This is a genomic window from Ectopseudomonas chengduensis (genome assembly GCF_900102635.1).
In the GTDB taxonomy this organism is placed as follows: Bacteria; Pseudomonadota; Gammaproteobacteria; order Pseudomonadales; family Pseudomonadaceae; genus Aquipseudomonas; species Aquipseudomonas chengduensis.
In genome coordinates this window covers 185,213-199,824 of sequence record NZ_FMZQ01000006.1, presented here as the reverse complement: position 1 = coordinate 199,824, position 14,612 = coordinate 185,213, and the positions used below count along the sequence as shown (strand labels likewise).

Here is a 14,612-nt window from a genome sequence, read left to right as displayed (position 1 = left end):
ATACTAGACTGGCACCTTAAGTCAGTGGCCCACGGAGACAGCAGGTCTAGACTTGTAGGTAACAATAACAGGAGGTGCGCCATGACCGCCCAGACCACCGAACGCTACCAGAGCTTCGCCGAGTTCTACCCCTATTACCTGCAGGAACACAGCAACCCCGTATGCCGCCGCCTGCACTATGCCGGCAGCCTGCTGGTGCTGGCGATCCTCGCCTACGCCCTGCTCAGCCAACAATGGCTGTGGCTGCTGGCCATGCCGCTGGCCGGTTATGGCTTCGCCTGGGTCGGCCACTTCGTCTTCGAAAAGAACCGACCAGCCACCTTCGACTATCCGCTGTACAGCCTGATGGGCGATTGGGTGATGCTCAAGGATGCCTTCACCGGCCGTATCCGTTTCTAAGAACCTGGCTGCTCACACTAGGGCCTGTACGAAAAGTCGTCGAGCAAAGGTCAGGCAATACCGATGGCGGCCCCGCAAAAACAGGCGAAGAACGGACTGGGCTCGCGCTCGAGTTTACGTGCTGTAAATGAGCATTTGACCGGGCTGGCGTTCCAGCCTGTTTTTAACGCAGCATCACCGATGCGCAGGCACTTTTCGTACAGAGCCTAACAACAAGAACGAGAAAAACCATGAATAGCCGCGCCCGCTTCACCCATATGCAAGACGGCCAGGTCGAGGACTGGGCCATCATCGCCCAGGACTTCGCCGCCTATGCCGCTCAGTTGCCAGCCCGCATCCTCGACCACCTGCGTCTGCTCGACGGCGATTTCGGAGGCTTTCCGGTGGACCGCCTGACCCACTCGCTGCAAACCGCCACCCGCGCCTATCACGACGGCCGCGACGAGGAGTACGTGATCTGCGCGCTGCTGCATGACATCGGCGATACCCTCGGCAGCTACAACCACCCAGATATTGCCGCAGCCATCCTCAAGCCTTTCGTCAGTGCCGAGAATCACTGGATGGTGGAGAAGCATGGCATTTTCCAGGGCTATTACTTCTTCCATCACCTGGGCATGGATCGCCACCTGCGCGAGCAGTTCAAGGATCACCCGCAATACCAGGCGACCATCGAGTTCTGCGCCAAGTACGATGCGGCTGCCTTCGACCCCGGCTATGAAAGCCTGCCATTGAGCTTCTTCGAGCCCATGCTGCAGCGCGTGTTCGCCCGGCCGAAGAACTCCATCTATCTGGCTGCAATGGACAATACCAGCGCCTGACCGCTGGCCACTGTTGCGCCACCGTTCGGCGGCCATGCTTGGCTGGCCGCCACCCCCTTGGTTATGATCCCCGCCCAGCGAGCCTCTGGCTCAGGTCTTGCAGACCAGCCAGGCGTCCAGCAGAGACGCCAGAAATCCAGCAGGGACAGTTCCAGCAGATGAAGCCAGCAACCATCAGCCGCGCCAACGGGCTACCGACGCCGCCGTTGCGCGAATACTATTCGCGCGTACTGGCCTATATAGCCACGGCCGCCAGCATCGCCGCCGGCACCTATGTCGGGCACTTCGCCTACGACATTCTGTGGATGGTGCCCTACGCCCTGCTCTACCCTCATCTGGCGCACAATCTCAGCCGCCGCTTCAAGCGCGACCATCCGCAGCAGACCGACCTCGCCCTGCTGTTCTTCGATGCCCTGCACGCCGGCGCGGCCTGCGTGCTGCTCGGCTTCTCTGCCGTGCCCAGCCTGATGTTCCTGCTGATTCTCTGTTTCAGTGCCCTGGTGGTGGGTGGCATGCGCTATCTCGGCCTGGGCCTGCTGGTGGCCGCCAGCGGCATGGCGCTGTGCGCCGCGCTGGTTGGGGTTCATCCCAATACCGACACGCCGACGCTGGTGGCGCTGGTCAGCATCCTCTTCGCCACCCTGTACATCTGCATCACCGCCTACTTCGTCAACCAGCAGGGCCTGCGCTTGGCTCAGGTACGCAGCGAGATCAAGCGTGAGCAGGAAAAGGCCGCACGCCTGGCGCGCAACCTGGCCAAGTACCTGTCACCACAGGTCTGGGAATCGATCTTCACCGGCAAGAAGAGCGTGCGCTTGGAGACTCAGCGCAAGAAGCTCACGGTGTTCTTCTCCGATATCAAGGGTTTCACCGAGCTGTCGGAAGAGCTGGAAGCCGAAGCGCTGACCGACCTGCTCAACACCTACCTCAACGAAATGTCGAAGATCACCCTGAAATACGGCGGCACCATCGACAAGTTCATCGGTGACTGCGTCATGGTGTTCTTCGGCGACCCGAGCAGCAACGGAGCCAAGAAAGACGCCGTGGCGGCAGTTTCCATGGCCATCGCCATGCGCAAGCACATGAAGGTGCTGCGCCAGCAGTGGCGCGCCCAGGGCATCACCAAGCCGCTGGAAATTCGCATGGGCCTCAACACCGGCTACTGCACGGTGGGCAACTTCGGCGCCGACACGCGTATGGATTACACCATCATCGGTCGCGACGTGAACCTTGCCAGCCGCCTGGAAAGCGCTGCCGAATCCGGCGAAATCCTGATCTCCCACGAGACTTATTCGCTGGTCAAGGACGTGATCATGTGCCGCGACAAGGGCCAGATCGCCGTCAAGGGCTTCACCCGCCCCGTGCAGATCTACCAGGTGGTGGACTTCCGCCGCGACCTGGGCGCCACCTCCAGCTACGTCGAGCACGAACTGCCGGGCTTCTCCATGTACCTGGACACCAATGGCATTCAGAACTTCGACAAGGAACGGGTGATCCAGGCGCTCAACCAGGCCGCCGAGAAGCTGCGTGACAAGGTAATTCTGTAAGGACACCGAGGTGTAGGGCGGATCGGAACGTCGGCCGCTCGTAGCCCGTAGGGCGGACTCAGGAGCGAAGCGAACAGTCCGCCGCTTTCCGGTGCTCCACACGTACGGCGGCGTACTGCTTCGCGAGTACGCCCTACGCCTCCAGTGCCTCGGTCAACGCCGACTCACCATCGATCAGCGGCTGCAACGCCAGAAACTCCAGCGCCGAAGCGCGCCAGGACTGCGCTGCCGCCAATTCCGCGCAACGCTTACGATCCAACTCCAGCGCAGCAAGGCAGGCAGCGTGTAAATCCTCGGCCATTACCCCGCTGAGCCCCTGCTGCAGCACATCCAGTGGCCCGGCCACGGGAAACGCAGCCACCGGCGTACCGCAAGCCAGCGCTTCCAGCATCACCAGCCCATAGGTATCGGTACGCGAGGGGAAGACCAGCACCGAGGCATCCTGATAAGCCTCGGCCAACGCCTGGCCATGGCGGTAGCCGAGAAAGCGCACCAGCGGATACTGCTGTTGCAACGCCTCACGCTGCGGGCCGTCACCGACCACACGTTTCTCCCCCGGCAGGTCCAGATCGAGAAAGGCCTGCAGGTTCTTTTCCGGAGCGATGCGTCCGACGTAGAGAAACACCGGTCGCACAGGTCGTGGACGCGTCTCGTCCGGCCGAAACAGCCGGGTATCCACCCCTTTGCGCCACAGTTGCAGCCGTTGTAGAGCCCAACTGGCGAACTCCTCGCGCAACCGCTCGGTGGTCACCAGCACGGCTTGGCTGGGGCGATGGAAGGCGCGTAGAAAGGCATAACCGAAGCGCGGCGCAATCCACGGCCAGCGCGTGCTGACGTACTCCGGAAAACGCGTATGGATCGCCGTGGAAAACGCCAGCCCACGCTTGACCAGCCAACGCCGCGCTGCCCACCCCAACGGCCCCTCGGTAGCGAGGTGCACGCAGCCAGGACGAAAGTTGCGAATCGCCGCACCGACGCGCCACAGATCCCACACCAGCGGAATCTCCGGATAAGTGGGGCACGGCACGGCGCGAAAATCGGCGGGCGACAGCAGCTTGACCTGATGACCTAACCCACGCAGTTCGCCGACCAGCGCGGCCAGGCTGGTGACCACACCATTGACCTGAGGCGCCCAGGCGTCGGAGACGATCAGTATCCTCATGCGCCGGTCTCGAGGGCGACGGCCCGCTCCTCGCTGGCCAGTTGCGCCTCGGCCAGACGATAGAGCTCGATCTGCCCATCCCAGTGCTCGATCAGTGCTGTGCAGGATTCCACCCAGTCGCCGCAGTTCATGTATTCCACACCACTCACCTGGCGAATCTCGGCATGGTGAATATGGCCACAGACCACGCCCTGCAGGCCGCGCTTGACGCACTCGTGAGCGATGGCCTCCTCAAAGTCGCTGATGAAGTTCACCGCGGTCTTGACCTTGTGCTTGAGGTACGCCGACAGCGACCAGTAGCCATAGCCCCAGCGGCTGCGCCAGTGATTGAGCCAGCGGTTGAGGGTTAGGGTGAATTCGTAAGCCGAATCACCGAGGAAGGCCAGCCAGCGGTGATACCGGGTTATCACATCGAACTGATCGCCATGGATCACCAGCAATTGCCGGCCATCGGCAGTGACGTGCACCGCCTCGTCGACCAACTGGATGTTGCCCAGCAGCAGGCTGGAGTAACGACGCAGAAACTCGTCATGGTTGCCGGTGACGTAGATGACCTCGGTACCGCGCTTGCTCATGGTCAGCAAACGACGGATGACGTTGGTGTGCGCCTGCGGCCAGTAGATGCCACCGCGCAGTTTCCAGCCGTCGATGATGTCGCCCACCAGATAGATGCGATCAGCGTGATAGCGCTTGAGAAAGGCCGCCAGGTGTTCGGCCTGGCAGTCACGCGTGCCGAGGTGGACGTCGGAAATCCACAGGGTGCGGACTCGTTGCTTGCGGCTGGGCTTGGCGAGCTGGGCGCTGGTCATGGGCGACCTCCGGCTGGGTTTAGACGAGCTTGAGGGGTCGCGGTGAAAAGCATATGACAGGAAAAAGACCGTTCAATGACGCAGCAGTGCCCCGGCCCAGGCGTTACACTCCGGCGGTTGCCGAGGAAACTGCCATGCTCCCGATCCTGTCCCTGCGTCATTACAGCCACGAAGTGCTCAGCCATAGCCACGACCACGCACAACTGGTGTTCGGCCTGGCTGGCGAGCTGCAATTCGAAGTGGACGGCCAGGGCAGTCAGGTGCTGCGCCATCACCTGGCCGTAGTGCCGGCCGAAGCGCGCCATACCTGCGGCAGCCCACGGGGCAGCCAGTGTCTGGTACTGGATCTGCCGGCCAACGACTGGCTGGAACGCCAGCTCGGCCACCATGCGGGCGATATCCAGCGTTTGCTGGACAAGCCCAACGCCCTGCAACTCGATCCCTCGCAGGGGCAGTTGCTCAACTGGCTGGCCAGCAGCCCGATCAATGACCCGATCATCGCCGGCCAGGGTGCAGCTCTGCTGCTCGGCAGCCTGGCCTGCAGCCGCCAGCATGCCGAGACGCCCGGCTTGCCGATGGCCGCCCTGGATCGCTATATCGAGCAGCACGCGGCGCATCCGCTGCAGGTGGCAGATCTGGCTCGCCTGGCCGGTCTGTCGGTGGCGCGCTTCCATGCCCGCTTCCTCGCCGAGACCGGCAGCACGCCCATGGAGCATATCCGCCAACGGCGCCTGCGCCTGGCCGAGCAACTACTGCGTGGCAGCGACCTGGCTGTTGGCGAAATCGCCGCACGGGTCGGCTACAGCTCGCAAAGCGCCTTCACCGCTGCCCTCTCTCGCCATCTCAGCATGACCCCGCGACAGTTGCGCCGCACGCGCTAACACCCTTATTCGCGCCCCGCCCGTGAACTCGCCCCGAATTTCATCCGGGCTACAGCGGGTTTGCCGCACGCACCCGAGATGTTAACGAGAGCCTGGCGACAAAACTCATCACTCCCGCGACAGACAGCTATCGCCTGCGCCGCCTAGACTGCGCCGCATCATCGAGGAGTACCCCATGCAAACCATCGAATGGCAGGATTTCGAGAAAGTGGAGCTGCGCGTCGGCACCATTCGCAGCGCTCGTCCCAATGAAAAGGCAGTGAAGCCGGCCTACGTGCTGGATGTGGATCTCGGCGAACTGGGCGTCAAGACCTCCAGCGCGCAGATCACCGCGCACTACGATTGTGACGCGCTGATTGGTCGCCAGGTGCTGTGCGTGTGCAATTTCGCCCCCAAGCGCATCGCCGGGGTGCGCTCGGAAGTGCTGGTCACCGGTGTCTATGACAACGACAACCGTGTCGTCCTCGCCGGATTCGACCAGCCATTGCCCAACGGTGCGCGCCTGGCATGACGGAACGTAACGCCCTGCTGGCGATTCACCTTGGTGCCCTGCTGTTCGGCCTGTCGGGCATTTTCGGCAAACTGGCGGCGACCACGCCGAACATGATTGCAGGCGGCCGCGCGTTTTTCGCCGTGCTCGCCTTGAGCCTGGCTGCGGTGCTCTGGCGCAGCCGCAATGCGGTTCGCCCGAGCCTACGGCAGATGGCTCTGCTGGCACTCGGCGGTCTGCTACTGGGCACGCACTGGGTCACCTTCTTCGAAGCGGTGAAAGTCTCCGGCGTGGCCATCGCCACCCTCGGCTTCGCCAGCTTCCCGGCCTTCACGGTACTGCTGGAGGGTCTGCTGTTTCGCGAGCGCACCCGCCCCGGCGAGTTCGCCATGGTCGGCGTGGTATGCGTGGGGCTGATCCTGGTCACGCCCGAGTTCAGCCTGAACAGTGACGCCACAGTCGGATTGCTGTGGGCAGTGTTGTCGGGCTTTCTCTTCGCCCTGCTGTCACTGCTCAATCGCGCCAGCACCCGTGGCCTCGACCCGGTAAAGGCCGCGCTGTACCAGAACATCACGGTGCTGATCTGCTTCCTGCTGCTGGCCTGGCCGCTGCTGCCCAGCGTGCGCCCGGTGGACTGGCTGTGGCTGGCCATGCTCGGCATCTTCTGCACAGGCCTGGCACACAGCCTGTTCGTCGCCAGCCTGCGCGTGCTCAAGGCGCGCACCACGGCAGTGATCTTCGCCCTGGAACCGGTCTACGGGATTCTGTTCGCCTGGTGGCTGTTCAGCGAGCAGCCAACGCTGCGCATGCTGGCCGGAGGCGTGCTGATCGTCAGCGCCATCTTCGTTTCGGCGCGGATGGCGCGCTGACGCCCGAAATGCCTTTGCAGAGTAAGCAAAGGTAGGAGCCGGCTTGCCGGCGATGCGGTGATCATCGCCAGCAAGCCGGCTCCTACATACCCAACCGATCGCCAGGCGCCCTGCTGATCAGTTGACGCTGTAACCACGCCCCGTCAGACAGGCGCCCAACGCCCGGCGATAACGCTCGGTGGAATCGGCACCTACTGGACGGGTTGTGGTGGCAGGGTCGAAACCGCTCTGTCCCACGGCCCAGCTGTGGCACTCATAACGATCACGCCCCTGTTGCTCGACACTCTGTCCGCTGGCTGGATAGGCGATCACTTCATAGCTGGCGACGCTATTGCCCTGTATGACTGGCGGCGGTGTGACGACCTCATAACGCTGGGCATTGGCGTTCCACAGGTAGTAGGTGCCTGCTGCGACAAAGTACAGCGCACTGCCGATCCATAGCTCACGAGCGCCCTCCGGCAAACCATGGCGATGACCGCCGGGGCCGGGGCCCCACTTACCCCAACCAGGGCCACCTAGAGCAGGCCCGCCAGGACCGGGCGGGCCTGCCAGTGCCTGGGCAGAAAGCACCAGGGTCATCAGTACCAGGATCACAGAGCGTTGCAGCGACATACTTCACCTCTCACAGAATGGCCATATCGGCTCGAGGCAAATTATTCGCGCGCACTCGCAGGCTCGGGGTAAGCCCTGTGTAAAGGGGGGGTAAAGCTTCTGCTACGTATCCGATCAAGGGCGGTCGTTGTGGCCTAGGTCGCGGGTCGGGTCGATCAGATCGCGCACCCTCTGCTTGAGCACCTTGGCCTCGGGGAAACCACCATCGGCCTTGCGTTCCCAGATCTGCTGGCCATCGCAGAGGATGCGGAACACGCCGCCGGTGCCCGGCTCCAGGCTGACCCGGCCGAGCTCGTCGGCAAAGGTGCTCAGCAGTTCCTGAGCCAGCCACGCGGCGCGCAGCAGCCACTGACACTGGGTGCAATAGGTGATGACGATTTCGGGCTTCTGATCGGACATGGCAGCGGCTCTACTGTGGGGCTTGATGCCTATAATAACGGCCTTTGTCTCTGCACCTGCCGGAATCCACCATGCGCCGCCTGCTCTTTTCGCTGCTCTGCCTGTTCGCCCTGTCCAGCCTGCCCGTCGTCGCCGCCGAACGCGTCGGCCTGGTGCTGTCAGGCGGCGCCGCCCGTGGCCTGGCGCACATTGGTGTGCTCAAGGCGCTGGAGGAACAGGGTATTCGCATCGACGCCATCGCCGGCACCAGCATGGGTGCCATCGTCGGTGGGCTTTATGCCGCCGGCTATTCGGTGGCGGAGCTTGAGCGCCTGGCGCTGGAACTGGACTGGCAACAGGCACTGTCCGACTCACCGCCACGCGAGGACATCCCCTTTCGCCGCAAGCAGGACGACCGTGATTTTCTGATCAAGCAGAAACTCAGCTTCCGCGACGACGGCAGCCTGGGCCTGCCGCTGGGCGTGATTCAGGGCCAGAACCTGGCGCTGCTGCTGGAAAGCCTGCTGGTGCATCGCAGCGCCACCCGCGATTTCGATCATCTGCCGATCCCCTATCGCGCCGTGGCCACCGATGTGGTCACGGGTGAACAGGTGATCATGAGCAGCGGCCACCTGCCGCAAGTGATGCGCGCCAGTATGTCGATCCCTGCGGTGTTCGCCCCGGTGGAAGTGGACGGCCGCCTGCTGGTCGACGGCGGCATGGTCAACAACGTGCCAATCGACGTCGCGCGGCAGATGGGCGTCGATCACGTCATCGTCGTCGACCTGGGTATGCCACTTAAACCGGCCAAGGACCTGCTCACCGTGGTCGACGTGATGAACCAATCGATCAACCTGATGATGCGCAAGAACTCCGAGGCCCAACTCGAAACCCTGGAGGCGGACGACGTATTGATCCTGCCTCCTCTGGCCGGCTTCGGCGTCGCCGACTTCAATCGTGGCGAACAGATGATGGACGCCGGTTATCGCGCCACGCAGATTCAGGCAGAGCGCCTGGCTCGCTTGCGCACCAGCAGCGCCGGCAACCCGGCGTTGGCCATGGCGCGCTCGCGCGAACAGCGCACACCGGTGATTCGCGAGATTCAGGTGGAAAACGACTCGAAAGTCGGCGATGCAGTGATTCGCCGGCATATTCGCCAACCGCTCGGCGAGCCACTGGACATGGATCGCCTGCAGAAAGACATGGGCACGCTGTACGGCCTGGACTACTTCGAGCGCGTGCAATACCGGGTAGAGCCGCTGGACGAGCGCGGCAGTGCTCTGGTGATCGATGCCCGCGGCAAACGTACCGGCACCGACTACCTGCGCCTGGGGTTGAACCTGTCCGATGACATGCGTGGCGACAGCGCTTTCAACATCGGCGCCAGTTACCGCATCAACGGCATCAACGAGCTCGGCGCCGAATGGCTGACACGCCTGCAGCTGGGTGACCGCCAGGAGCTCTACAGCGAGTTCTATCAACCGCTGGACGCCGGCTCGCGCTACTTCGTCGCACCCTACCTGTTCGGCGAGGCACAGAACGTCGAAGCGATCCTGGACAACGACCCCATCGCCGAATACCGCCTGGAGCGTTACGGCTATGGCCTCAATCTAGGCCGGCAGATTGCCAACAACGGCGAGATTCGTTTCGGCATCGCTCAGGCCTGGGGCGAGGCGGATGTACGCGTCGGCGAGCGCGACCTGCCCAGCTTCAGTTTCAGCGAGGGGTACTACGAACTGCTGTACTCCTTCGACACCCTCGACAACCTCGACTTCCCGCGTACCGGCGAGGACATCGGCCTGATGCTGCGCAAGTATGATCGCGGGCTGGGCTCGGACGAGGAATATCGGCAATGGCAGCTGAAGCTGGACAAGGCCTACAGCCACGGACCCAACACCTGGCTGTTCGGCGGGCGCTACGGACGCACCCTGGATGAGGCAGAAGTGGTCACCTCGGGCTTCATTCTCGGTGGCGCCCAGGAGCTGTCCGGCTTTCGTCAGGACTCGCTGAGCGGCCAGAACATGGCGTTGGCGCGGATGATCTACTACCGGCGTATGACGCAAACCTCGATGTTGCCGCTGAACTTCCCGCTGTACCTGGGCCTGTCGCTGGAGCGCGGCCGCGCCTGGAACAACGACAACGCCTTCGACAGCGGCTATATCAACGCCGCCAGCATCTTCCTTGGTCTGGATACACCGCTAGGCCCGCTGAACTTCAGCTACGGCTTCAACGACGAGCGGGAAAAGGCGCTGTATCTGAACCTGGGCAAGAGCTTCTGAAACGACGAGGCCGCGCATATGCGCGGCCTCGTCAGGTGCAGCAGCAGAGGCGGTCAGGCGATTTCCGCCAGCAACTGGCGCGCGGCCTCCCTCTGCTCGTCATCGCCGTGGTCGATCACCTCGTTGAGGATGTCGCAGGCGGTGGCGATATCGCCCTGCTTGATATAGGCCAGAGCCTGATTGAGCTGGGCCATGTGCTCCGGGTTGCCTGCCAGGTGGTCGATGTCGCCCTGCAGCGCAGCGGTGGCATCGGCATCACCGGCGAAAGCGTCGAGGAAGTTGTCATCCAGCGCCGGCACCTCATCACTGAGCACCATTTCCATCTCACCGAAGGCGCTCAACTGCTCGTCTTCATGGTGCAGTTCGAACACCTCGGGCAGCTCCTGCAGATTGCTGGCGAACGAGGCATCGAACTCCGGCTCAGCAGCGGCCTTGGGTTTGGCCTTGGCAGTTGCCGGGAACGGGCTGACCAGATCCCAGTCGGCATCCAGCGACAGGTCGTCGAGGTTGAGCTGAAAATCAGGCTCGGTCGCAGGTGCTGCCGCAGGTTGCTGCTCAGCGACAGCCTCAGTCGGTACCTGCTGAGTCACCCGCAGATCAGGATGACGCGCCTTCAGGGCATCGATGCGTGCGGCGTCGAACGCTTCGGCGCGCAGCACGGCCTCCTCACGCGCGAAGCCCGCCCCGTCACCCAGCAGCGCCAGAACTTCCAATAGACGGAAGCGCAGATCGCTGCGCTGCGGGTCCTGAGCCAGCGCCTTGCTCAGCTCACCACGCGCCTCGCTGACGCGACCGTAGGCGATGTAGACATTGGCAGCCTCGAGCGGGTCGACCGGCCCTTGAGCACGCACCGGAGCCGGCGCCGGTACTGCCTTGACCACCGGAGCTGCGGCAACCGGAGCGGCAACCGCCGCGAGTTGGGGACGAGGCGGTTGCTGCGGTGGCTGCGCCTTTGGTTGTACCTGCACCACCGGCCTGGTTTTCTCGCCACGCCGCCGCACGGCCCAGAAAAGCGCACCGAGCAACAGCAGAAGCCCAAGACCACCGGCCAACAGTGTCGACCACCAGCCACGTTCTGCTGCCACGGGCTCCTCGACACTGACCGGCGCGGCGGTAATGGGCTTGGCAACCGGCTCGGCCGGGGTGCGCGCAGCTAGCTCAGCCAACTGAGCATCCTTCTGCGCCAATTGCTCCTGCAACTGCTGCAGTTGCAATTGCAGTTGCGCCAAGCCTTGTTGCAGCTGCAGATTTTCCGCCGCCTGGTTGGCCAGCTCCAGATCGACCTGGCGCTGCCTCTCGGCCAGCAGCTCCAGGCTTTCGCTTTGCTGCGGTGCTGGCTCCAAGGCAGCCATAGGCGCGCTCACGGGCCCTTCGGCAGTGTTTTCAGCGAGCGCAGGTGCGGCCTCGGCAGCGACCGGAGCAGCAGTCGGCTGGGCAGCCTCCGCACGGGCGGCATCCGGCAGCAGCAGGTCGGCGCCAGCCTGTAGACGACTTGGATCGCCGCCAGCAAAGGCATTCGGGTTAAGGGCAAGAATGCCCTCCATCAGCGCCTGCTGAGACAGCTTACTGCCCTGCTCACGCAGACGCGCGGCGATGGACCAGAGACTGTCGCCACGGCTGACCTGATGACGGTGCCCAGCAGATGCACTCGGCGGCGTGACCGTGCTGACCGGCGAGAGCGGTGCTGCGGCGCGAGTAGAGGGTTGCGAAAGCGCCGTAGCGCTTGGCGCAGCCACGGCGGAGTAAGCCGAAGAGCCGGGAGGATCCAGCAGCACGGTGTACTCACGCAGCAATTGGCCGTTGGGACGCGCCACTTCGACGATGAAGTTCAGATATGGCTCACGCACCGGACGGTTCGACACCACGCGGATCACGCTACGTGAACCCTGCAGAAGCGGCGTGAAACGCAGATCGTTGAGAAAGTAGAAGCGCTCGACGCCCGAACGACTGAACACCTCGGCTGGCGCCAGACCAACACGCAGATCCTGCGCGCTCAGGTCCCCCACTTCCAGCAGCTCGATCTCGGCCTCGAAAGGCTGATTCAGCGCAGAATGGAGCGTGATTTCACCCAAACCAAGCGCCGGTGCCATTCCCGAATAGAGGGCGGACCCCGACGCCAGACCCAACATTAATTGACGCACCCGAGCCATGTGACCTCCAGGGTTATCCGGCTCGAACGCCACCTCCTCGACTTCCTGTCTGAGCATCCCTTGGCCGGGAGGCTGGCGCCCTTGATAGTTCGAGAACGGGCGACAAGGTCCTTGTCGAGGCCGTCTCGAATTGCATTATGGCTACTAATTCACAAAGTAGCGGCTTGGGGGCCAGTTTGCCGACGAAAGCACGGTGCCATCAAGTTGAATCAGTCAAAAATTAGGCACAGAAAAAAACCGATCAAAAAATGATCGGATTTTTGACAGTACAGGCGGTTCACTTCATCAGGTTGCCGAGCACTCGAGCGTGCACCTGCTGACAGCGACGCAGATCCTCCTCGTCGATGCCGGCGAAGACTTCATGGCGCAGTTGGGTGGAAATCGCTTCGATCTTCTCGATCAAAGGCTGCGCGTCCGGCTGCAGCGCAATCTTCTTGGCACGGCGGTCTTCGGGTACCGCCACGCGAATAACCAGCCCCTGACTTTCGAGACTGTCGAGTAGACGCGCCAGCGTCGGCCCTTCTACGCCGATGCTTTGCGCCAATTCACGCTGGGTCGGCATTTCACTGAAGCGCGCCAGGTGCAGCAGCACCAGCCAGCGGGCCTGGGACAGGCCCAGCCCTACCAGGCGTCTATCGAGTTCGGAACGCCAGGCACGGGATAGCTGGGCAACCTGCATGGCAAAGCGATGTTGATCGGGGTAAGACATGGGCAAGCGGACTCATACAAAGGTCAAAAACTAATTATTAGCCAGCTAGCCATAACCCGATGCGCAGGGCAAGCGCAGATTGCGCCATGAGCGTTGCAGAATGCGACCGGCTCGTTGCGCCCCGACTGCAAGTCAGGCCGCCACCCTGTTACGCCCGAAAGCCTTGGCCTCGTATAGCGCTCGGTCAGCCTGTTCGTAGAGCTGGCTCAATTCAGGCTGACTATCCGGGCTAAGGCAGGCGACGCCGATGGACATGGTCAGTACATCGGCGCTATCGGAGCCGCGGTGGGCAATGCCTGCCTCCTCCAGCGAATGGCGCAGGGCCTCGGCGCGTTGCCTGGCTTCATCGGCACTGATGTCGAACAACAGCAGCGCGAACTCCTCACCGCCAAGCCGTACGCCCATATCCAGTGGTCGCCGCGCCGCCTGCTTGATAAGTGAGCCGACACGCTGCAAAGCCGCGTCGCCAGCCTGATGACCGTAGCAGTCGTTGTAGGCCTTGAAATGGTCGATGTCGCAGAGCAGCAACGCAATCGATATGCCGTCACGCTGCGCCTGGCGCCACAGGCGCTCGAACTGTCGATTGAAGCTACGACGGTTGTGCAGCCCGGTCAGGCTGTCGTGATAGGCAAGCAGCTGCATCAGGTGGCTGATCAGAAAATGCTCGCGTGATTTGTATTCCAGGAGGTAGCAACCGACAGCGCCGATAAGATTGCCGAAGACCAGGAACAACAGGTTGTTGATCAGCCTCGGAGCAGGCAGCCCCGCGGCCAATTCCGCTATCACATAGGCGAGCAAAATCACCAGGGAACAGGCAAGGGCCTCGTTCAAGCGCAGGCCGACCAGGAAGTACGCCGCCATGCTCACCAGCAACAGACCTTCATAGGGGTAGCCGGGGTCGGCGCGATGGGCGATACCGACAATCATCGCTGCCCCCACGCCGAGCACGAGGATGCAGGTCATGCTCAGCGGTAACAGAAGATGGCTGTGGCGACGCCGCAGGATCAGGGTCGCGCAAACCAGCAGGATGACCAGCACCACCAGGCGCACGGCGATCACCCAGCCCAGGTGTGACGCAGGCACCACCAACATGTCGAGCGCAGTCAGGGCCAGCCAGATGACCGTGGCCACGCAGAGCGCGATACGTTTGAGCTCGAAGCCGTCCTCGAGCATGTGTGCACGATATTCACGCTCGAGAGCGCGGGAAAAACGCAACCGACGAAAGCCCAGGCTCAACTGGTCGGCATAGGGGCTCGAACGAACTTCGTCGGGCCAGGCGTGATAGTTAGGCACCCTCACCTCGTTATCTGGCGGCCTGCCCACACCTTAGCAGACCGGTGAAAAACTACCTGCGTTGCCATTGCTGCGTTAAAAACAGGCTGGAACGCCAGCCCGGTCAAATGCTCATTTACAACTCGTAAAGTCGAGCGCGACTCCGACCGTTTTTCGCCTGCTTTTGCCGGGGCCGCCATCGGTATTGCACTGGCTGCCTCGGCTCGGGCTTCCTGC

At 62.8% G+C, this 14,612-nt stretch carries 14 protein-coding genes; 7 read left to right on the top strand and 7 right to left on the bottom strand.

Features of this window, described 5'->3' with window-relative positions; genetic code table 11:
• Nucleotides 1-81: 81 nt before the first annotated feature.
• From BLS08_RS11910 to BLS08_RS11900, 3 genes are all read left to right on the top strand, one after another.
• Nucleotides 82-399 (top strand): Mpo1-like protein, encoded by a 318-nt coding sequence (locus BLS08_RS11910; RefSeq protein ID WP_017677387.1) that lies wholly within the window; start codon nt 82-84, stop codon nt 397-399.
• A 230-nt stretch (nt 400-629) separates the two neighbouring features.
• Complete coding sequence (locus BLS08_RS11905) at nt 630-1,217, top strand: HD domain-containing protein (protein ID WP_055987138.1); 588 nt, start codon at nt 630-632, stop codon at nt 1,215-1,217.
• A gap of 158 nt (nt 1,218-1,375) precedes the next feature.
• Nucleotides 1,376-2,764: an adenylate/guanylate cyclase domain-containing protein gene (locus tag BLS08_RS11900; protein ID WP_021489994.1), complete on the top strand. Its 1,389-nt coding sequence runs from the start codon at nt 1,376-1,378 to the stop codon at nt 2,762-2,764.
• A gap of 133 nt (nt 2,765-2,897) precedes the next feature.
• On the opposite strand, the gene BLS08_RS11895 is transcribed toward BLS08_RS11900, so the two are convergent.
• Together BLS08_RS11895 and BLS08_RS11890 are read right to left on the bottom strand one after the other, a co-directional pair.
• Nucleotides 2,898-3,926 carry a glycosyltransferase family 4 protein gene (locus BLS08_RS11895; protein WP_090336718.1) on the bottom strand — a complete coding sequence of 343 codons (1,029 nt, stop codon included), beginning with the start codon at nt 3,924-3,926 and terminating at the stop codon, nt 2,898-2,900.
• Entirely contained in the window at nt 3,923-4,735 is an 813-nt protein-coding gene (locus BLS08_RS11890) for a UDP-2,3-diacylglucosamine diphosphatase (protein ID WP_017677391.1), read from the bottom strand. Before BLS08_RS11890 ends, BLS08_RS11895 begins: the two co-directional genes overlap by 4 nt.
• A gap of 134 nt (nt 4,736-4,869) precedes the next feature.
• Here BLS08_RS11890 and BLS08_RS11885 point away from each other — a divergent pair, with 134 nt between their 5' ends.
• From BLS08_RS11885 to BLS08_RS11875, 3 genes are all read left to right on the top strand, one after another.
• Entirely contained in the window at nt 4,870-5,616 is a 747-nt protein-coding gene (locus tag BLS08_RS11885; RefSeq protein WP_055987142.1) for a helix-turn-helix transcriptional regulator, read from the top strand.
• 175 nt (nt 5,617-5,791) lie between these two features.
• Nucleotides 5,792-6,127 (top strand): tRNA-binding protein, encoded by a 336-nt coding sequence (locus BLS08_RS11880; RefSeq protein ID WP_055987144.1) that lies wholly within the window; start codon nt 5,792-5,794, stop codon nt 6,125-6,127.
• Nucleotides 6,124-6,975 (top strand): DMT family transporter, encoded by an 852-nt coding sequence (locus BLS08_RS11875; RefSeq protein WP_055987146.1) that lies wholly within the window; start codon nt 6,124-6,126, stop codon nt 6,973-6,975. Before BLS08_RS11880 ends, BLS08_RS11875 begins: the two co-directional genes overlap by 4 nt.
• Nucleotides 6,976-7,092: 117 nt before the next feature.
• On the opposite strand, the gene BLS08_RS11870 is transcribed toward BLS08_RS11875, so the two are convergent.
• Both BLS08_RS11870 and BLS08_RS11865 read right to left on the bottom strand, forming a co-directional pair.
• Nucleotides 7,093-7,587: a hypothetical protein gene (locus BLS08_RS11870; protein ID WP_055987148.1), complete on the bottom strand. Its 495-nt coding sequence runs from the start codon at nt 7,585-7,587 to the stop codon at nt 7,093-7,095.
• Nucleotides 7,588-7,701: 114 nt separating this feature from the next.
• On the bottom strand, nt 7,702-7,986 hold the full coding sequence (locus BLS08_RS11865) for an Rdx family protein (RefSeq protein WP_090336716.1): 285 nt from the start codon (nt 7,984-7,986) through the stop codon (nt 7,702-7,704).
• Nucleotides 7,987-8,057: 71 nt separating this feature from the next.
• On the opposite strand from BLS08_RS11865, the gene BLS08_RS11860 reads away from it, so the two are divergent.
• Entirely contained in the window at nt 8,058-10,244 is a 2,187-nt protein-coding gene (locus BLS08_RS11860) for a patatin-like phospholipase family protein (RefSeq protein WP_021490000.1), read from the top strand.
• Between the two features lie 53 nt (nt 10,245-10,297).
• Here BLS08_RS11860 and BLS08_RS11855 read toward each other — a convergent pair whose 3' ends face one another.
• The 3 genes from BLS08_RS11855 to BLS08_RS11845 form a co-directional block, all read right to left on the bottom strand.
• Nucleotides 10,298-12,316: a motility hub landmark protein FimV gene (locus tag BLS08_RS11855; protein ID WP_449390479.1), complete on the bottom strand. Its 2,019-nt coding sequence runs from the start codon at nt 12,314-12,316 to the stop codon at nt 10,298-10,300.
• Between the two features lie 355 nt (nt 12,317-12,671).
• Nucleotides 12,672-13,103 carry a MarR family transcriptional regulator gene (locus BLS08_RS11850; RefSeq protein ID WP_090336714.1) on the bottom strand — a complete coding sequence of 144 codons (432 nt, stop codon included), beginning with the start codon at nt 13,101-13,103 and terminating at the stop codon, nt 12,672-12,674.
• Between the two features lie 132 nt (nt 13,104-13,235).
• Nucleotides 13,236-14,396: a GGDEF domain-containing protein gene (locus BLS08_RS11845; RefSeq protein WP_017677400.1), complete on the bottom strand. Its 1,161-nt coding sequence runs from the start codon at nt 14,394-14,396 to the stop codon at nt 13,236-13,238.
• Nucleotides 14,397-14,612 lie beyond the last annotated feature (216 nt).